The organism is Litorivivens sp., from assembly GCF_057445395.1.
The window spans coordinates 23,737-42,632 of record NZ_JBVBUV010000030.1; the positions used below are offsets into that span (position 1 = coordinate 23,737).

The 18,896-nt window shown below is 54.2% G+C and carries 19 protein-coding genes; 8 read left to right on the forward strand and 11 right to left on the reverse strand.

The features are described 5' to 3' along the window. Nucleotides 1–32: 32 nt before the first annotated feature. Nucleotides 33–959: a LysR family transcriptional regulator gene (locus tag AC222A_RS10370; protein WP_372749326.1), complete on the reverse strand. Its 927-nt coding sequence runs from the start codon at nt 957–959 to the stop codon at nt 33–35. An 80-nt stretch (nt 960–1,039) separates the two neighbouring features. Here AC222A_RS10370 and AC222A_RS10375 point away from each other — a divergent pair, with 80 nt between their 5' ends. Next, nucleotides 1,040–1,960, forward strand: coding sequence for a sterol desaturase family protein (locus AC222A_RS10375; protein ID WP_486774940.1), 921 nt, complete (start codon nt 1,040–1,042; stop codon nt 1,958–1,960). 34 nt (nt 1,961–1,994) lie between these two features. On the opposite strand, the gene AC222A_RS10380 is transcribed toward AC222A_RS10375, so the two are convergent. Beyond that, nucleotides 1,995–2,726, reverse strand: coding sequence for an SIMPL domain-containing protein (locus tag AC222A_RS10380; protein WP_372750562.1), 732 nt, complete (start codon nt 2,724–2,726; stop codon nt 1,995–1,997). An 80-nt stretch (nt 2,727–2,806) separates the two neighbouring features. Continuing rightward, nucleotides 2,807–3,580: an SDR family NAD(P)-dependent oxidoreductase gene (locus AC222A_RS10385; protein ID WP_372750561.1), complete on the reverse strand. Its 774-nt coding sequence runs from the start codon at nt 3,578–3,580 to the stop codon at nt 2,807–2,809. A 324-nt stretch (nt 3,581–3,904) separates the two neighbouring features. Here AC222A_RS10385 and AC222A_RS10390 point away from each other — a divergent pair, with 324 nt between their 5' ends. Further along, nucleotides 3,905–4,048 carry a hypothetical protein gene (locus tag AC222A_RS10390; RefSeq protein ID WP_486774941.1) on the forward strand — a complete coding sequence of 48 codons (144 nt, stop codon included), beginning with the start codon at nt 3,905–3,907 and terminating at the stop codon, nt 4,046–4,048. Nucleotides 4,049–4,457: 409 nt separating this feature from the next. Here AC222A_RS10390 and AC222A_RS10395 read toward each other — a convergent pair whose 3' ends face one another. After that, nucleotides 4,458–5,015, reverse strand: a complete 558-nt coding sequence (locus AC222A_RS10395; protein ID WP_372748381.1) for an NAD/FAD-utilizing enzyme — start codon at nt 5,013–5,015, stop codon at nt 4,458–4,460. A 529-nt stretch (nt 5,016–5,544) separates the two neighbouring features. Between AC222A_RS10395 and AC222A_RS10400 the strand changes: the two genes are divergently transcribed. From AC222A_RS10400 to AC222A_RS10425, 6 genes are read left to right on the forward strand one after another with little or no spacing between them, the layout of a single operon-like run. Beyond that, nucleotides 5,545–6,954: a c-type cytochrome gene (locus AC222A_RS10400; protein ID WP_372810229.1), complete on the forward strand. Its 1,410-nt coding sequence runs from the start codon at nt 5,545–5,547 to the stop codon at nt 6,952–6,954. Further along, nucleotides 6,951–8,714 carry a cytochrome c oxidase subunit I gene (locus tag AC222A_RS10405; protein ID WP_372748383.1) on the forward strand — a complete coding sequence of 588 codons (1,764 nt, stop codon included), beginning with the start codon at nt 6,951–6,953 and terminating at the stop codon, nt 8,712–8,714. The genes AC222A_RS10400 and AC222A_RS10405 overlap by 4 nt, the downstream gene beginning before the upstream one ends. A 24-nt stretch (nt 8,715–8,738) precedes the next feature. Then, nucleotides 8,739–9,395 carry a cytochrome c oxidase subunit 3 gene (locus AC222A_RS10410; protein WP_372759418.1) on the forward strand — a complete coding sequence of 219 codons (657 nt, stop codon included), beginning with the start codon at nt 8,739–8,741 and terminating at the stop codon, nt 9,393–9,395. A 4-nt stretch (nt 9,396–9,399) separates the two neighbouring features. Then, nucleotides 9,400–10,071, forward strand: coding sequence for a heme-copper oxidase subunit III family protein (locus AC222A_RS10415; RefSeq protein ID WP_372748385.1), 672 nt, complete (start codon nt 9,400–9,402; stop codon nt 10,069–10,071). 10 nt (nt 10,072–10,081) lie between these two features. Next, nucleotides 10,082–10,423: a cytochrome C oxidase subunit IV family protein gene (locus tag AC222A_RS10420; protein WP_372748386.1), complete on the forward strand. Its 342-nt coding sequence runs from the start codon at nt 10,082–10,084 to the stop codon at nt 10,421–10,423. Then, complete coding sequence (locus AC222A_RS10425) at nt 10,420–11,091, forward strand: SCO family protein (protein WP_372763960.1); 672 nt, start codon at nt 10,420–10,422, stop codon at nt 11,089–11,091. The genes AC222A_RS10420 and AC222A_RS10425 overlap by 4 nt, the downstream gene beginning before the upstream one ends. 24 nt (nt 11,092–11,115) lie before the next feature. Here the strand turns inward: AC222A_RS10425 and AC222A_RS10430 are convergent, their stop codons facing one another. The 7 genes from AC222A_RS10430 to AC222A_RS10460 form a co-directional block, all read right to left on the reverse strand. Next, nucleotides 11,116–11,871 carry a lysophospholipid acyltransferase family protein gene (locus AC222A_RS10430; protein WP_372810233.1) on the reverse strand — a complete coding sequence of 252 codons (756 nt, stop codon included), beginning with the start codon at nt 11,869–11,871 and terminating at the stop codon, nt 11,116–11,118. Next, a complete protein-coding gene (gene gmhB / locus AC222A_RS10435; RefSeq protein WP_486774942.1) occupies nt 11,868–12,422 on the reverse strand; it encodes a D-glycero-beta-D-manno-heptose 1,7-bisphosphate 7-phosphatase in 555 nt (184 codons plus the stop codon). Before gmhB ends, AC222A_RS10430 begins: the two co-directional genes overlap by 4 nt. Next, nucleotides 12,422–14,509, reverse strand: coding sequence for a glycine--tRNA ligase subunit beta (gene glyS, locus AC222A_RS10440; RefSeq protein ID WP_486774943.1), 2,088 nt, complete (start codon nt 14,507–14,509; stop codon nt 12,422–12,424). The genes gmhB and glyS overlap by 1 nt, the downstream gene beginning before the upstream one ends. Next, the gene (gene glyQ, locus AC222A_RS10445) at nt 14,506–15,447 is read right to left on the reverse strand and encodes a glycine--tRNA ligase subunit alpha (protein WP_372750026.1); all 942 of its coding nucleotides are present in this window, start codon (nt 15,445–15,447) and stop codon (nt 14,506–14,508) included. Before glyQ ends, glyS begins: the two co-directional genes overlap by 4 nt. 106 nt (nt 15,448–15,553) lie before the next feature. After that, nucleotides 15,554–17,407: a sensor domain-containing protein gene (locus AC222A_RS10450; protein WP_372765083.1), complete on the reverse strand. Its 1,854-nt coding sequence runs from the start codon at nt 17,405–17,407 to the stop codon at nt 15,554–15,556. Between the two features lie 170 nt (nt 17,408–17,577). Beyond that, entirely contained in the window at nt 17,578–18,168 is a 591-nt protein-coding gene (locus AC222A_RS10455) for a class I SAM-dependent methyltransferase (RefSeq protein WP_486774944.1), read from the reverse strand. Between the two features lie 8 nt (nt 18,169–18,176). Next, on the reverse strand, nt 18,177–18,896 hold a 720-nt coding region (locus AC222A_RS10460), incomplete at its 5' end, for a TrkH family potassium uptake protein (RefSeq protein ID WP_486774945.1).

Sequence of the window (18,896 nt, forward strand, 5' to 3'; positions counted from 1 at the left end):
AAGGGATAGCAGACAAGCAATCGTTTGTAAGTTCAACCGCTCACACCCTCCCCTGAGGCGAGTACGGCAGACAGTTGTTGCCGGAACCACCGGTGTGCCGGGTCCTGATCAAGCACCCGCGGCCAGTACATATACACAGGAACGGGTTCCATTGCCACCGGAAAGGGGTAGCAGCGAACGTCAAAGGCTTGTTCATAGAGCGTGCCGAGTCGTTGCGGTACGGTGGCCAGACAATCGGTGTTAGCCACCACAATGGGCATTGAGGAATAGCTCTGCAGGGTGGCGCGAATCCGCCTGTTTAAAGAGATGTTGCCAAGTGCATACTCCAGAGATGTCAGCCTGCCGTGGCGTCGCGACAGGATGACATGGGCCTCAGATAGAAACTCTTCGAGTGTTGGCGCACTCTGGATTCGAGGGTGTGCACGAGCTGCTATGACCACTAACCGTTCCACGCTTACCTGTGCTGAACACAGCTGGGTGCTACTGTGTGTGGCGTAGTCCAATATCAGGTCGCCTTTGAGATTGGTCAGTGTAGATGCCGGATCTTCTGGTGCTAGTGGGCTTGTGTCGATTCGCACTCCGGGTGCTATATCGCTCAGGCGGTTCAGCAGTTCGCCAATCACAGTGCTTTCAAAAAACACGTCGCTGAGCAGGGTAAAACTGCGGTCGGCTGTCGCTGGGTTAAACATGGGTTCGGTGCTTACAGCCCGCCTAACCAGGTGCAGCGCCTCGCGAATATCGGTGTGCAGCAGGTGGGCGCGCGGTGTGGGTTGCATACCACTGCGGTGGCGGATAAACAGTTCGTCACCAAACGTCAGGCGAAGCCTCTGCAATGCGGCGCTCACTGCTGGCTGGCTCATCCCCAGATCGGCGGCGGTTGCAGACAGCTTGCCGGTATCCATCAGGCTGTCAAAAATCGTCAGTAAGTTCAGGTCTATGCCACGTAAATTCAGCTTCATGGATATAACATATACAAAACATTCAATTTACAAATATCACGTGCGGGCTAAGCTGGCAATCACTGCTCAGGAGGTGAACCATGCCAGACTTAACCATAAAACCCGAAAATCTCGTCCTACTGTTTATTGTTGTCGCCATGGTGTGGGAGGTATTGGCCGGGCGCACCCGCGACGGGCGCAAAACCCGGGAAGACTGGAATATGGCTCTGCTGACCGCTACCGTGATGGTGCTGGTGCAGCGCCCTGCACTGGTGCTCGTTACCGCTTTTATCGGCGGTCTTCTGGTGCCCCAATGGCAGGGCGTGCTCGCCGATTTTGAGGCGGCCAATTTCTGGTGGGTATTGCTCGGCTATATTGCCCTTGAAGAATTTCTGCACGGTATAGGCCACTGGTTTGCCCACGCGCGCCGGCCGAAAAGCCAACACATGCAGCGGCTGCAGGCGCTGTTCAAAATGGGCCATCGCCCGCATCACCTGTCGGGCGGCAATGACGGCAGAGGCCAGCTTAGTGTTACCCAAACCTTCGTGGAGCATTGGTTGTGGTGGTTCATCATGCCTAATTACTGGTTCCAGTTTTTTTGTGTTTACCTCGGTCTGACGGAAGTGTTTTTGGTGGGTACGGCGATCAAGGGGTTGTGGGCTGCGCACAACCATGTGAACTGGAACTATGACCTGTACTTTCTTAATCACCCTCAGGCATGGGTGCGAAAAACCATGTACGGTCTCTGCCACATACTGACCTTTCCGACCCAGCACCATCATCACCACGCGCGCGGTAAAAATTCCGGCAGCAACCTGTGCAACCTTCTGGCAATCTACGACTGGTTGGTATTTGACTCGCTGGTAATAGAAAGGGAAAAGCCTGCGATTTATGGGTGGAAGCAGTCACCGGAAGAGGAACACAGTGTGCTGACGCGGTTTTTGGCTACCGACCTGGCAAAGCTTCGAGTCAGCAAGCCTGCCTCGAAGCCTGTTTCCGAAGCCGCAAAACAGGCGGTGTAACTCCGACCAGAACGGCGCCCGCCATCACGGTGGGCTAGTTTTCCAGCTCAAACTCCGCATACACATGAGAAGTGACTTTCACCTTCCCGGGTTTAAATTCGTGAGGAGGTGCTTGCGGTGCGGCCATATCTTGCTTGGCTGATGTGGTTATCACCTCTTCCAGGCCGAAATGCCTTTGTATGTTTTGCCTTCCTATCTTGTGAACACGACTGAGTCGGGCGTCGAATTGGTCAGCCAGAAACTCGGCTTGCTTGCGAGCGTCCTCAGCGGCGCTGGCAAGAGCCTGCTGCTTCAGGGCGTCGTAGTTGGAGACGTCGGGTTGAATATGGGTGATCTCTGAAATGCCGCTATCTACCAGTACCTGCAGGGCGGCGTTGTAGCGTGTGGTATCACGCAATACCACCTCGACGGCGCGACTAACCCGCTGTTCACGTGTTCTCGGTTCGCTGCGGCGATAGTCTTCAACGATGTTTACCTGAAAAGAGGAGGACGAGATATCGGCCTCTTTCACCCCCAGCTTGATGAGAGCTTGCGCCGCCGCGGAAGCGCGCTGATCTACGTCCGCCTTGGCGACTGCAACGTCGCTGTCGTGAAAAGCCGTGATATTGAAATGCAGCCGGATAATATCTGGAACCACCTCAACTTCGCCATTGCCCTCAACGGAAATGATACGCGCTGTGGGTGTGGTTTTCTCCGGTGTATCGAGCTGGCTCCATACCAGGATAACCAGCAGTAAAACGGTTACTAACAGTACGAACTGTTTCATTCGACCTTCCTTGTGAAATGGTAACTCGGCTAGCCGGCCCGATTATGCACGAGGGACACGCCGCGGAATTTGATACAGTTCTAGTGTTGCGAGGAAATATTGCCGCCGTCCACTACCAGCTCAGCGGCGGTAATGTAACTGGCATCGTCGGACATAAGAAAGCGTACGGCCTTGGCGACCTCCTCCGGCGCACCCAGCCTGCCCAGCAGAATGCGGCGCTCAAAATTTTCCTTCAGGCCGGGCGTAGCATCCATTGCCTGTTGAATCATAGGGGTCTGAATCTGGCCCGGTGACACACTGTTTATGCGAATGCCATCTTGGGCGAGATCGTCGGCCAGCGCCCTGTTTGCCGCCAGCATGCCGCCCTTGGAGGCGCTGTAGCTGGGGTTCATTGCATTACCAAGCGTGGCATTGATAGAAGCGATGCCGACAATGGCTGAACCTGGCAGGGATTTCATATCGGTGCGCAGAGCCTGGGCAAGAAAAATCTCAGCGCGCAGATTGATGTTGATCACAGTATCCCATTGGGCTGGTTCCAGTTGATCCAATGGGCCGACGCCGGCAACACCAGCGGCGTGCACCAGGCCACCAATAGGCCCCAGCGCGGCGCGAGATTGGACAACCGCAGCCCTGAGGGCAGCTACGCTGGCCACGTCGACAACACAACCAATGCATGCCCTGCCGCTGGTCTGCGCGAGCTTTTCGGCGCTGGCGATCACCGTATCGCTGATGTCCCACAGCGCGACCGGACGACCTGCTGCAACCAGCGCCTCGGCGCAGGCCAAGCCTATGCCGGATGCCGCGCCGGTGACGATTACGGGGCTGTTAGGACTGGTACTGCATTGCTGAGTCATGCCATTTCCTTTTTGTGAGCGTGTAAATGGTTGCGATACTGGAGCCCGGGTTTGGCTATCCGGTGCGCAGCCTACCAGCAAGTAGGTTATAAACTAGTCACTTCTCCGCCGCAATAACGGGCGCAACTGAGGGCCTGCCGCCGGCGTGATTGATAGCATCTGTGTAACGGTAACTCACTGTAATATATTGATTAAATAACAGTTCTATATATACAACGGCGTGCGTAGACAGTTTGGACTAGTACGTATGCCAGATACGGATTGTCCCCTGCCATGCCAGATTACCTACGAATAAGTAGGTTCCTTATTCGAAGAATCCAATCCATGAAATCAGATTCTATGGCTCGCGGCAGCGCGGCGCTTACCCGCCTGGCACTGGCAATGCCGTGCAGTGCGGATATCGCGTTCACGGCAGCTATGCTTGAAGACGTTGTAATCACAGCCCTACGCAAAGCCGAATTGCTGTAGGACGCCCCGATTTTCTTTGTGGCATTTTTGTTCAATGAATTGGGAAAAGGGATTTCAAGTTTGGTTGGCCTGCGTGCCGATGTGCCAAATTTGCAATTCACTCAGCATCCTAACAGCACAATAACAGCGCGGATGGATAGGCGAGGCGTGGGTAACAACGATGACCAGATCCCCCAGGATCTCAGTGGCGGGGTGGAGTCTATCTGGCGCGTCATATCCTCGGTGAGGAGTACTACATTACCCGCTTCAATGCGCTGTTTCCCTCGGCCATTTTTGGCGAGCCGCGCAGCGATGGCATCGCTATACGTTGCTGGTAGGTAAGTGGTTTGCGAGAAGGACGATAGCAATAGATGACACGTGGCAACGCCGACCTGCGTCCCAGATCGGCGTAGTGTCAGTCAAAGAGTTATCAGGGCATGCTGTGGACGAATTCCTTCCACTTGCGTTGAGCCGTGATTACGAAGGCCGGCGTGCCTGAGCCGGTACCCGCTGCTCGAAGGCTTGGGTGTCTTGCAATAACGCGTTGCAGCGCTGAGGCCTGATTGGCGTCAATGTCGACAAATAGCACATGTTTTCCGGCTTTGATTTCGTCCTGAAACCGTTTGAAATCGTGGTGCATTTCCTGAATGCCGAAAAGCCCGCCTTCCCAGGTGCAGAAACCCAATGCCACAATGGCCAAGAATACGAAGGGAATCCAAGTGACTGTTTCTGGCAAGCCCGTGACCCAAGCGACCAGCAACACCAGTGCGGCTGCAGCAACGCCGATTACGGCGCCGAGTTCAGTGCCATAAACCACATCCTTCTTCAGCACCGCTTCCATATTGTGCAGATGCTCGTGCGTTTCAACACCGGTATCATCTTCGCTGTAAACATGAATCTGAGGCTTGTCCATACCTTCGGATTCCAGCTCTGCTTCTACGCGATCAAGTTCGTCCAGATCGTCACTGATAAAATAGTGCCGTTCCATACACACCCTCCATTAAAACAGGTTTTGGTGAAATCCTTTGTACGGATTGTCTGAAAAGTCAGACCTTTTATTACTGTACAACAACTGTGGATACTCGCTATGAACAATTAAAACTATAAAAAATGTTTTTTAGACCTTTTTCGTATTGACTGAGGCTGGTTTCATTTTTGTGTTCTTAACGCGAATAAGAATGTTAAAACTCGTTTTAATTTCCCTAGAGTATTAAAAGCGCTATTTGCTAAACCAAAGTACGTGCCTTATAGAGATTTTGAACAAACGCCCTGTGCAACCTATGTTTTTCGTCTATAGTAATTCGACGTCGGTTTAAGGAAAAACTGACCGATGCTTAGCGCCATCACGTTGTACTTAACGCAGTAAATCAGAAAAGGCGAACCGGGCATTGACTGACCCTGTCGGGGTGCTGCCAGTGAAGACCGTGTAAGCCCAATGATAAAAACGATACCTGTCAGTATGCCTTGCTGTATCTGTCTTCTGGTATGCGTCAGGTCAAACGCCATAGGGAAGCGACATGGTTATCGCGCTGATTATTCTGGGGCTGGTTGTCGTGACTGTGCTCTTTCATCTGCTGAGTCCGTGGTGGCTGACACCCATCGCGTCGAACTGGCAGTCTATTGATACCACCATAGAAATTTCTTTCTGGGTTACGGGCGCTGTGTTTATCGCGGTGAACCTGTTTCTAGCGTGGGTGGTATGGCGATACCGGAAGCATGGTAATAACAAGGCACACTACGAGCCGGAAAATAAATCACTAGAAAGCTGGTTGACCATTATCACCACCATTGGCGTAGTCGCCATGCTAACCCCGGGCCTGATTGCCTGGGGGCGTATTATTAACGCACCTGCCGACGCCTTGATCGTTGAGGCCATTGGCCAACAGTGGCAGTGGACTTTCAGGCTTCCAGGCAAAGACAATGCATTGGGCGGTGCCGACGCGCGCTTTGTATCGCCAGAGAACCCCTTCGGCATTGATCCCACTGACCCCGCTGGTCGCGATGATATTCTGGTTAACAGCCAGCGCCTGCATTTGCCGGTTAATCAGTCGGTCAAGCTGTTGCTGCGCTCCAACGACGTGCTGCACAACTTTGCTGTGCCACAGTTTCGCGTGAAGATGGACCTGGTGCCCGGCACCGAAACCTACCAGTGGTTTGAACCAACCCGTGAGGGTGAATTCGACATTCTCTGTGAAGAGCTATGTGGTCTCGCCCACTTCACTATGCGTGGCACCGTGGTGGTTGAATCTGCGGAAAAGTTCCAACAGTGGCTGCAAGGCTATCCAACCTTTGCGCAAACGCAGGTGATGCATAACGCCGATCTGATTGCAGGTAAACAGCTTTACAGTAACTGCGCGGTTTGCCACGGCGCAGACGGGGCTGGCAACCAGAACTTCAATGCTCCCAACCTAAGTATACTCAGTGCTGACTATATGGCGCGCCAATTACGCTACTACCGCGATGGAATACGCGGAGCTCATCCCCGCGACACAATCGGTCAGCAGATGGTGTCGATGGCGTATACGGTTAGTGATAAAGCCGATGAACGCAATCTGCTGGCTTACATACAGTCGCTACCCCCGGTTGCGAGCCCGCCGAGTCGCAATAGCGGCAATGCAAAAGCCGGCGGAGCTGTGTTCGAGGTGTGTGTGGCCTGCCACGGCGTGGAGGCGCAGGGTAAAGGTCTGTTAAGTGCACCGCGTCTGGCGGGCCAGGCAGATTGGTATCTGTATCGTCAGCTCAAACACTACAGTATGGGATGGCGCGGCACTCATCCTGAAGATCAGTTTGGCACGCAGATGCGATTGATGACCCGAACCATCCAGAACCCTGAGAGGCTGGACGACCTGCTTGCCTACATTGCCACGTTAGCGCCGCAGGGTTCAGCTAATCTATCCGTTTCTTCTACTGGGGGTGATCGCCCATGAGTCACGTCGCCATTGCCGATCAGGAAGCCCATCTTCATCACCCGAAAACGTTTATCGGCAAATATATCTGGAGTCAGGACCATAAGGTAATTGCCATTCAGTACGCCAGCACCGCCATCTTCGTTGGCCTGATTGCGCTGGCGCTGTCGGTTTTGATGCGCTTACAGTTGGGCTATCCAGATCAATTCGATTTCATCAACCCGAACAGCTATCTGCAGTTTGTCACCATGCATGGGATGATCATGGTGATCTATCTGCTCACCGCACTGCTGCTGGGAGGCTTTGGCAATTATCTGATACCTCTGATGGTCGGCACCAGAGATATGGTATTTCCCTATCTCAACATGCTTAGCTATTGGTTCTATCTGTTGTCAGTTATCGTGTTGCTTGCCAGCTTTTTTGCGCCCGGTGGTCCCACTGGCGCAGGTTGGACACTCTACCCTCCGCAAGCAATTCTCGAGGGAACTCCCGGTGTCGGGAGCGGCATAGTGTTAATGTTAGTTTCTCTGGCGATATTTATCGTCGCCTTCACCATGGGGGGGCTCAACTACGTTACCACCGTGCTTCAGGCGCGAACCCGGGGTATGACGCTGATGCGAATGCCGCTGACCGTGTGGGGTATTTTTACCGCGACCATTCTTGGTCTCTTTGCATTCCCTGCCTTGCTGGTCAGCGCAATCATGATGTTGTTTGATACGCTTGCGGGTACCAGCTTTTTTATGCCGGCGATTGTTTCGCTTGGTGAGCCACTGGAACACGAAGGTGGTAGCCCCATCCTGTTTCAGCATTTGTTCTGGTTTTTTGGGCACCCGGAAGTTTATATCGTGGCGCTTCCCGCTTTTGGCATGATTAGTGATGTGCTCAGCGTGCATGCGCGAAAAAACATTTTTGGTTACCGCATGATGGTGTGGGCCATTGTGATTATCGGTGGCTTAAGCTTTGTCGTTTGGGCTCACCATATGTACGTGAGCGGCATGAATCCCTATTTTGGTTTTTTCTTTGCCACCACCACACTGATCATTGCCGTACCTACCGCGATCAAGGTTTACAACTGGGTGCTCACACTATGGCGGGGAAATATCCATTTAACAGTGCCCATGCTGTTCGCCATAGGGTTTATTTTTACATTCACGCACGGTGGTCTGAGTGGGCTGTTTCTCGGCAACGTGGTTATCGACCTGCCGCTATCTGACACTTTCTTCGTAGTCGCTCACTTTCATATGGTGATGGGTGTGTCGCCTATCATGGTGTTGTTCGCCGCCATATATCACTGGTTCCCGCTAATTAGCGGGAAACAGCTGCATACAGGTATGGGTAAGATACATTTTTGGGGAACTTTCCTCGGCACCTACGCAATTTACCTGCCTATGCATTATCTCGGTTTTCTCGGTGTGCCGCGCCGTTACTACGCGCTGGGAGATTCCTCTTTTATGCCCGACTCGGTGCATTCGATGAATGAGGACATCACACTGGCCGCAATTATTGTTGCTCTGTTTCAGCTAGTGTTTATTTTCAACGTGATCTGGACAGTGTGTCGTGGTTCGCGCTCCGAACGCAACCCCTGGGGGGCGGCTTCGCTGGAATGGCACACGCCCGATGTGCCGCCAGGACATGGCAATTGGGGCGACAAACTGCCCACCGTCTATCGTTGGGCCTACGATTACAGTGTGCCCGGTGCGCGTAAGGATTTTATTCCCCAGAGTACGCCAGAAGAGGATGTAGACTACGAACCCGGCGGCCGTAAAAGCCACGAAACCTGAGTGGCTCGGCAAAAGGAGAACGGTATGAGCTGGACGCAGATTTTTACCGATAAACCCTGGCTCCCGGAGCCGGCCGGAGAGGTGCCGTTGATCGATAGCGGCCACCCACCCGGTGTTATTGCCCTGCGCATGTTGCTGGGCGCCATCACGATTCTGTTCCTGCTGTTCTTTGTGACCTTTATCGAGCGCTCCCAGTTCCAGGATTTTCAGGCGTTGGCCGGCGAACCCTGGCAGCCCTTTACCGACTCCCTGAAGCTATGGGTTAATACTGGGGTGCTGCTGTTGGCGAGTCTTGCCATCCACGGCGCAGCGCACGCTCGACAAAACCGTGTGAGAGTAACCCTGTTAGTGGCCAGCGCGGTCTTTGCAATCGTGTTTGTCTTGCTACAGATATCGGTTTGGCAATTTCTTTATGGCCTGGGCTACGGGCTGTCAGATAACCCAGCCAATAGCTACTTTTATATGCTTACCGCAGTGCATGCACTGCACGTCGTCGGCGGCCTTACCGCCCTGGCCTGGGTAACTCAGGGTTTACTGACAGGTACTAACGCCACTGCGGCGTTGCGCACTTGTGCGACCTATTGGCACTATTTGTTTGTGCTCTGGTTGGTGTTGTTCTTTATGCTGACACGAACGCCAGAGACCTACGCAATCATCGCCGCTTTCTGCGGACTGGGGTAATCCAATGGCCACGACATCGACACAGGAAAACCTCACTTACTGGAAACACATGGTCAACGATTGGTCGGCCGACAGGGAGACCTTCAAGCTGTCCTGGGGCAAGTTGATGATGTGGATCTTCCTGCTCAGTGACACGTTTATTTTCAGTATTTTTCTGATCAGTTACATGAACGCGCGCATGGCCAGTACCGACCAATGGCCGCTGGCCAGTGAAGTTTTTGCCTTGCACGTGGGTGGTACCAACGTGCCCTTGCTGCTGATTGCGATAATGACCTTTATCCTGATCACCAGCAGCGGCACCATGGCAATGGCTGTTAACTGCGCTTATCAGGGGCGTAAATCGGCAACTTTCAAGTTGATGTTAGCGACCGCCGTGCTGGGTGCCAGCTTTGTCGGTATGCAGGCTTTTGAGTGGAGCAAACTGATTGAGGAAGGTGTTCGACCCTGGGGCAACCCCATGGGCGCAGCCCAGTTTGGTTCTGTCTTTTTTATGATCACTGGTTTTCACGGACTGCATGTATCGGCGGGGGTAATCTATCTCACGATCGTCGCAATTAAGGTTCTGCGAGGCCACTACGACACAAAGGGTTTTCAGATTGTAGAGATTACCGGGCTCTACTGGCACTTTGTAGATCTGGTGTGGGTGTTTATCTTCGCGTTTTTCTACCTCTGGTAAGGAGTGGTTTATGAGTTCTGTAAGTAGCACTGACAGCCACGACGGACAAGAGCATCCCATCGGTCTGTACTTCAAGGTTTGGATATTGCTGTTTGTATTGAGCACCCTGTCCTATATGGTCGACTACTTTCAGTTTCAGGGTGTGCTGCGCTGGACGCTTATTCTGATTTTTATGTTTCTGAAAGCCGGCTTGATCATAGCCGTGTTTATGCATTTTGCTTGGGAGCCGGCAACCCTGAAGGTGGCCCTGTTGTTGCCGACACTGGCGATCATGGTGTTTATCGTATTTATCGCTATTGAAGCCGATTACATCTATCTCAATCGTCTGGAATTCCTCGCTGGCGGAAAATGAACGCCGCACGTAACAGCCTGTTAATAAGCGGCGCCGTGCTGCTGCTTTCGTTTGCCGCTGCACTCTCTATTCTCGGCTCGCCGCAGGAGGTTGCGCCGCCTATTCAGGGTGCTGTGCTACCTACACCGAAAAGATTAGCGGAATTTCAATTGCGTGATCATTCCGGGGGGCTGGTAGACCGTTCCAGCTTTCAACAGCAGTGGCATTTGGTGAGTTACGGTTTTACCTACTGCCCTGATGTCTGCCCTACCCTGCTTGCCGACCTCAGTCGCTTTCAATCGTTGCTGGATGAGCAGGGTGAGTTTAGCGATCTCAAAATCTGGTTTTACAGTATCGATCCGGCACGCGACAGTGTCGAAGCGCTGGCCAACTACGTGCCCTGGTTTGACTCAGACTTTGTGGGCTTACGTGCTGACGACGCCAAGCAGGCGCAAAGCTTTGAGCGTAGTCTGGGTATTCGAGCGACAATAACAGGCACTGTTGGCAATGAAGACTATCAGGTGGCTCACGGCTTCCGCCTGTATCTTATAGACGAGTCAGGACGTCTCCGCGCCGCTCTGACGCCAACGCGGATGCGTGATGGGCGCGAGTTTTACGAACCCGAGGTGTTGCTGAAGGACTATCTTGCACTGCGTGATTGGGTGCGTAAGTCTGCCACGTCGGGATAACCGCATTCCCGAGATGAAACCTGATCAGGCGAGCTCTGGTGCTAGGCTTTGCTTGTCGAGCATAGTGTCCAACTCGGATTCAATCCAGCTCTCAACCTGGGCAGTGAGTGCGCGACTGTTGGTGTTATCACTGGCAATGGGTTCACCGATGACGACGGTGACGGTGCCCGGGTACTTCAAGAATTTTTTTGCGGGCCAGCATACGCCCGCGTTGTGTGATACGGGCACGACAGGTACGCCGGCAGCAATAGCCATATTGGCACCGCTTCGGGCATAAGTTCCCTTTTTGCCAATCGGCGTGCGTGTACCTTCTGGAAAAATGAGTACCCGTCGCCCGTCCTTAAGACGTTGTGTGCCCTCTTCCATAATATGGCGCAGTGCCGCCTTGGGATTGCTTCGGTCTATAGCGATGGGGTCAACCAGTTTCAGACCCCAGCCGAAAAACGGTAACTTCAGAAGTTCCTTCTTTAGCACAATCCCTATTGGAAAAAATGCGTACTGCAGATAAAAGGTTTCCCACTGACTCTGGTGTTTCGCCATCACCACATAGTGGCCTTCGGGGATGTTGCCGATGATCCGGAATTTTACTCCACAGGTAAGGCGCAGCCAGATCAACACCCAGCGATTCCAGGTGATCAGGTAGCGACCTCTGATGGCCAGTGGCGTAAACCAGAACAGCAATACACCGGTGGTGCTAAACCAGCCGGTCAGCAGTATGTAACCGGTATAGAACAACAGGGTTCTGAGGAAAAGTACGGGTGTGGTGAGAAACAGGTTCATGGTTGCGACCGTTGCGTGAGTAAGTCTTCAACAAAGGCGGCGAGGTTAGCAAACACCTGGGTATGAGACAGTGATGTATGTTCAGACAATTGCGCTGCGCTCTTCTCGCCCTTCCCGGTTTTTACCAGCACGGGCTGGCAGTCACGTGCAATGGCAGCTTGCAGGTCTTTGATCGAGTCGCCAACGAAGGGAGCGCCTTTCACCGAACATCCAAAGGCTGCAGCGGCCTGGTCGATCAAGCCTGGTAAGGGCTTCCGGCAGTCGCAGTTTTCATCGGGCAGGTGGGGGCAGAAAAAAATACCGTCAATCTGACCGCCACAGGCGCCCACCAATGCGCACATTTTACGGTGCATGGCGCTGAGGTCCTCGGCGGAAAAGTAGCCTCGCGCCAGGCCAGACTGATTGGTGCACACACCAACACGATAGCCGGCCTGACTCAGGCGTGCGATCGCTTCGATACTGCCCGATACCGGAATCCATTCCTCGGCGCTGCGGATATAGTTATCCGAATCTTCGTTGATAACGCCATCGCGATCGAGCAGTACCAGCATCAGTTCTTACCACGCACCAGCAGAGAGATATCAGCCACTTGCAGGAACAGCTCGCGCAGTTGGTTGAGCAGGCTCAGGCGATTATTTTTTAAGGTTGCATCGTCAGCATTCACCATCACGTTGTCGAAGAAGTTATCGACCGGCTCACGCAAGCTGGCCAGTGATTTCAAGGCTGCGGTGTAATCACCCTTTTCAATAAGTGGCTGGAAGGTGTCGCTGGCGTTTTTCAGCGAAACGGCCAGTGTTTTCTCCGCGTCCTCTTGCAGCAGCTTGTCGTCAACCGCTTTCGTGGTGAAACCCTCGGCCTTGGCTAGAATGTTGGATACGCGTTTGTTGGCGGCAGCCAGTGCTTCGGCCTCAGGCAAGGTGGTAAAGCTGTTAACAGCTTTAATGCGACGGTCGATATCCAGCGGAACGCTCAGGTTTTTGGCGGTTACCGCCATAAACACTTCTGCAGCAATGCCTTGTTCGTCGTAAACCGCACGCAGGCGTTCAATCATGTAGGCCAGTACGGTGTTAATCAGCTCGTCGTCGGCTTTCACCGCGCTGTGCTGTTTTGCGGCCTGGGTGATCAATTCGCGCAGATCTAGTTCCAGGTTCTGTTCCACAATAATGCGCAACACACCGAGGCAGGCACGGCGCAGGGCGAAGGGATCTTTCGAACCGCTGGGCGGCTGGCCGATACCGAAGATGCCGGTGATGGTGTCGAGACGATCGGCGAGCGCGATCACGCTGCCGGTTTGCGTTGTTGGGAGGCTGTCGCCGGCAAAGCGCGGCAGGTATTGCTCGTCCATCGCCTTGGCGACGTCCGCAGGCTCGCCGTCATTGTTGGCGTAATACAAACCGGCGATGCCCTGCATATCGGCAAACTCATACACCATGTCGGTCACGAGGTCGCTCTTGCACAATAGCGCGGCGCGTTCGGCCAGCGTCACATCGGCACCGATCTTTTCTGCCAATACCTTGCTGAGCGCAGCAATGCGTTCGGTCTTGTCGAACACTGTGCCGAGCTTTTCCTGAAACACGATGGACTTCAGTTTTTCCCGGCGATCAAATAGGGAGGTTTTGCAGTCGGTCTCAAAGAAGAATGCCGCATCGCTCAAGCGTGGGCGTATAACCTTTTCGTTGCCGGCAATGACTTGCCCGGGGTCGAGGCTCTCTATATTGGACACGGTGATAAAATGCGGCATTAGTGCACCGTCAGCATCCACCACGTGGAAGTACTTCTGGTGTTCTTTCATCGATGAGATCAGGGCTTCGGCGGGCACTTTCAGAAAGCGCTCCTCAAAACTACCGGCCAGCGCCACCGGCCATTCCACCAGGGCGGTTACTTCGTCCAGTAGGTCGTCGCTGATCACGGCTTTGCCGCCGAGCTTTTTGCCTTCGGCGATAACCTGCTCGCGCACCATGTCGCGACGCTTTTCGAAATTGGCGACCACCTTGCCTTCGTTCAACAGCAGCGTCTCGTAGTCGGCTGCGCTGGCCAGGGTAAGCTCAGTGTTCGCGTGAAAACGGTGGCCCCGAGTGGTGTTACCTGCCGTCAGGCTCAGCGCCCCACCGGTCAGCGTTTCGCTGCCGTAAACGGCGGTAACCCAGTGTACCGGGCGTACAAATTCGGCGCGGCTGGCGCCCCAGCGCATCCGCTTGGGAATAGGCAATGCCGCCAAGGCTTTTTCAATAACGTCGAAAATGATTGCGGTGGTTTGGGCACCCGCCTGCTCGTTTTTTACGAACAGCTTGTCTTGCTTGCCGTCGTTGGCGATATGATTTTTCAGCTCACCGATATCGAGACCATTCTTTTGGGCAAACGCCTCGGCGGCTCGGGTCGGGTTGCCTTCTTTGTCGAAGGCAACTTTGGCGGGTGGGCCCCACGCTTCCAGCGTTTGACTGGGAGCCTGTTGGTCGAGGCTGCGCAGCAACACGGCGAGGCGGCGGGGGCTGGCAAAGCGTTCGGCGCTGGCAAAGTTTAGCGCGGCGTCCTTGAGCTGTTTTTCTATGCTGTTTGCGAAGGCGTCGCGCAGGCCCTTCAGAGCGACAGGCGGCAGTTCTTCGGTGCCAATTTCGATCAATAAATCGTTCTGCTTCATGCTTTGGCCTCCTCTGCCGCTAACACTTCATTGCGCAGATTCTCTGGTGCCAAGGGAAAGCCCAAGGCTTTGCGGGCGTCAAAATAGGCCTGGGCGACGGCGCGCGCCAGCGTGCGCACGCGCAAAATAAAACGCTGACGCTCGGTAACTGAGATGGCGTGGCGGGCATCGAGCAGGTTAAAAGCGTGGGACGCTTTCATCACCATTTCGTAGGCCGGCAAGGGCAAACCTTTTTCAATCAGGTGCTGGCTCTGGGCCTCGCAGTGATCAAATTGTTTGAACAGTTCTGCAACGTCGGCTTCTTCAAAATTGAAGCGGGACATTTCCACTTCATTCTGGTGGAACACATCGCCATAGGTCACAGGGCCATCCGGACCGTTGGTCCAGATCAGATCGTAGATGCTATCCACACCCTGCAGATACATTGCGATACGCTCAAGGCCGTAGGTGATTTCGCCGGTGACTGGATAGCATTCCAGACCCCCTACCTGCTGGAAATAGGTGAATTGGGTCACTTCCATGCCGTTCAGCCATACTTCCCAGCCCAGGCCCCAAGCGCCAAGGGTAGGTGATTCCCAGTTGTCTTCGACAAAGCGGATATCGTGGATTGCCGGATCAATGCCGAGATGGCGCAGGCTGTCCAGGTAGATTTCCTGAATGGCCAAGGGCGAGGGCTTCATCACCACCTGAAATTGGTAGTAGTGTTGGAGTCGGTTGGGGTTTTCCCCGTAACGACCGTCGGTGGGACGGCGGCAGGGCTGCACATAGGCGCTGTTCCAGGTTTCCGGGCCAATGGCGCGCAGGAAGGTGCCGGGGTGAAAAGTGCCCGCCCCCACTTCCATATCAAGTGGCTGCAGAATCACGCAACCGCGCTCTGCCCAGAAATGTTGAAGCGCGAGAATCAGCCCCTGAAATGTACTGACGTCTGCCTTGCTCACGTGATATCCACCTGTCTTGTGCAAAAAGGCGGGAATTATAACGTCTGGCGGGGCCCTACGCGAAGGGCTTAAGCAAAAGGGTGTGTGGTGTTCAGTGTCAACCGGGTCAATTGATCTGCAGCTGCTGGTACTGGTCTGCCCAGCTGGTAAAGCGATCGGCGGTAATGGCGGGGGTAAAGAGATAGCCCTGAGCCATATCGCACTCGACATCTTTGAGCAGGCGGCGCTGCTCGAGCCGCTCTACGCCTTCGCCGATGACCTTCATGCCAAGTGAGTGAGCCATACTGACGATGGCCAGCACCAGTTGCCGACTCTGCTCCGATTCCTGACAGTCAGCGATGAAGCTGCGGTCGATTTTCAGCAGGTCGAAGGGGTACTGTTTCAGGTAGCTCAGTGACGCGTAGCCGGTACCGAAATCGTCCAATGCCAACCGTACATTCATGTCTTTGAGGCGGTAGAGCAGGTTTTTGGTCAGACTGTCGTTACCCATGAGCAGGCGTTCGGTAACCTCGAGTTCCAGGCAGTGCGGCGGCAGGCCACTAACGGATAGCGCATGCTCTACGGCATTGAGAATGTGACCTTTTTCAAATTGTTTGGCACAGATATTAACCGCCATCACGAAATTCGGGTTTAGCCGCCGCCACTCCACGGCCTGCAGGCAGGCTTGTTCCAGCACCCAGTCGCCAATGGGCAAGATCAGGCCAGTTTCTTCGGCGATGGGGATAAACATGTCTGGCGTCGGGTTGTCGAGCTCCCGGTTGCGCCAGCGCAGCAGTGCCTCGGCGCCAACCAGTTCATTTTGTTCCAGGGAAATGACTGGCTGGTAGGCTAAATGAAGCTCATCGCGGTCAATGGCATAGCGCAGATGGCTTTCCATGGCCAAACGGCTGGCGGCGCGATTGTCCACTTCGTGGCGGTAGCGGTAAAACCCGTCACCGCCTTGTTCACGAGCGTGGTACATGGCCGATTCGGCATTGCGCAACAGATCTGGCGCGTTTTTGGCGTCGTCTGGGAAGGTGGTCAATCCGATACTGGCGGACAGGCTCAGTTCCTGACCGCTTACGTCTACCGGCTCCGCAATTGCTTTTCGTATAGCCACTACACTGCGCACCGCGTCTTCGTCGCGCTGGTTCTGTAGCAGCACCATAAACTTGTCGCCACCGAGATTGCTGACCAAATCGTTGCTGTGCACGGTGTTGCGCAAGCGCCCCGCTATCTGGTTGAGCACCTGGTCGCCTTCGTTGTGGCCCAGGGAGTCGTTCAGTAACTTGAAACGGTCGAGGTTGATGTAAACCAGTGAAAAAAACGATTCGCGGGATTTGGCGGCCAGCGTTGCCTGCTCAAGTTTTTCGATACTGTGGCTGCGGTTGGGGAGGCCGGTCACTGCATCGTAGTGGGCATTCATGTAGAGCCGCTGGGTAAACACCTTTTCGTCGCTAATATCATCGATTAGCGTCAGCACGAAAACGAACTCATTGTCTTCGTTGAAGATGGGGCGACAGGTGGTGAGGGTGTGTTTACCCGAAGGGGGGGCTTTCTCAAAGAACAGTTCGCCGTGCCATTCTTCGCCTTTGGCAATAGTTTCGCCTACATCGTCAAAAAGTGTGTCCGGCACACCAATATCACGGTAATCACGCAGGTTTTTGCCGGTCAGGTCGTTGCCGCCCAAGCCGATTAATTCGCAAAAGTTGCCGTTGGCGTAGGCGATGTTGCCTTCGGCTGTGGTGAACAAAATCGATTGCGGACTGCTTTCAAGCCCGAACAGCAACTGGTCCAGGTAGCGTTTATAGGCGGTACCGGTGTCTTTCGCTTCCGACCATCGGCTGATCAAGTAAATGCAGGCGAGCAAGTAGATCGCTGCAATTGCGGCCAGGCCATACAACACACCGAGCTGCGAATAGGCGATTACACCGACCAGCAGAGGCGTGAGCAGTATCAAAAGCCACTGCCGGCTGCGCATAATTGACTCCCTTATGCGTACGGATGCGCGCTTGTTATTGAATTGGCCGCGCGCAAAGAAGACTACAACACCTGCGAACCTGAGTGAGAAAGTATAGCAGGCAAATCAAGCGCTTAATTCTATGGAGTTTTACAAATGACAAGCAAGCGTTACGTTAGCTCGATTCGCATTTAACGCTTCGGCGCTACGGTCGGTGCTTGTCCCACAAACAGGGTTTCATGGCGGTTGCCCTGTTCGGTATCCCCAAGCTGACCGTAGTCTTGATAGAAACGCAGGTGCAGGCCCGAGAAAACTGTCAGCAATTCGTCGCGCATCAGCAGAAAGTCGGGGTTGCTGGGGCCGCCGTGAGGTTTGTCCTGATTAAAGGTCTGGTAGAACAGTAGCCCGCCCGGCCGCAGCGCACGCTGCAGCGCGGGCAGCGTTGGCCTATGTAGGAAGCGGCTTACACAAATAACATCGAAACTTGTGGGCTCTGGTGGCTGCTGCTCAGCATCACGCGCAAGGGTTTTAATGGCTAGTTGTTGGTGCGCGGCTGTGTCCGCCAGTTTGGCCAGTGCACCATCGGCAATATCCCAGGCTTCAACGGCCAGGCCGCGCTCGGCCAGAAATAAGGCATTAGCGCCAAGACCGCAGGCCAGATCCAGTGCCCTGCCCGAGGCTGGCAGTAACGCGGCATTGCGCCGCAACACCTCGCAGGCTTGACGACTGCTGGGAGCGTCGGCGGTAGCGTAGCGCTTGTTCCATTTGTCGCGCTGGTTCATAGCCGCGGTTAATGCCGCCAGAAAGCTGGTGTAAACAGTACCAGCAGGGTGAAAATTTCCAGTCGCCCGAGCAGCATGGCGTAGCACAGCACCCACTTTGCAGTCTGGGTTACGGCGCCGTAATTTGCGGAGACATCACCTAAGCCGGGGCCGAGGTTGTTGAGGGTGGCGCTGGTGGCAGAAAAGGCGGTGATGTAGTCCATATTGCAGGCCATCAGCACCAACAGAATCAGCAGAAAGGAGAACATGTAGACGGCAAAGAAACTCCATACGGCACTGACCGTTTTGGCGTCTACCCGTTTGTTGCCTACCTTAAGCGGGATGATGGCGTTGGGATGAATCAGTTGTTTCAGTTCACGCACACCCTGTTTCGAAATCAGCATGACCCGTACCACTTTCATACCGCCGGCAGTTGAGCCACCGCAGCCGCCCATAAAAGACATCAGTATAAGACCGATGGGCAGAAAGGTTGGCCATACCGAGAAGTCGGCTGCAGCAAAGCCGGTGGTGGTGGCGATGGACACCGTATGGAATATACCCAGGATCAGACTGTCCTGTGGTGAGTAGGTGTTGGTTAAACTGAGAAAGCCGGCCGCCACGACTGCAGCGAACGCCACGGCGAGCAAGTAGAAGCGGGTTTCGGAGTCGCGCAGGTAGTGGTAGAGCCGTTTGGTTCGCCAGGTAAAGAAGTGTTCGGCAAAGTTGATGCCCGCCAGCATCATAAAAAC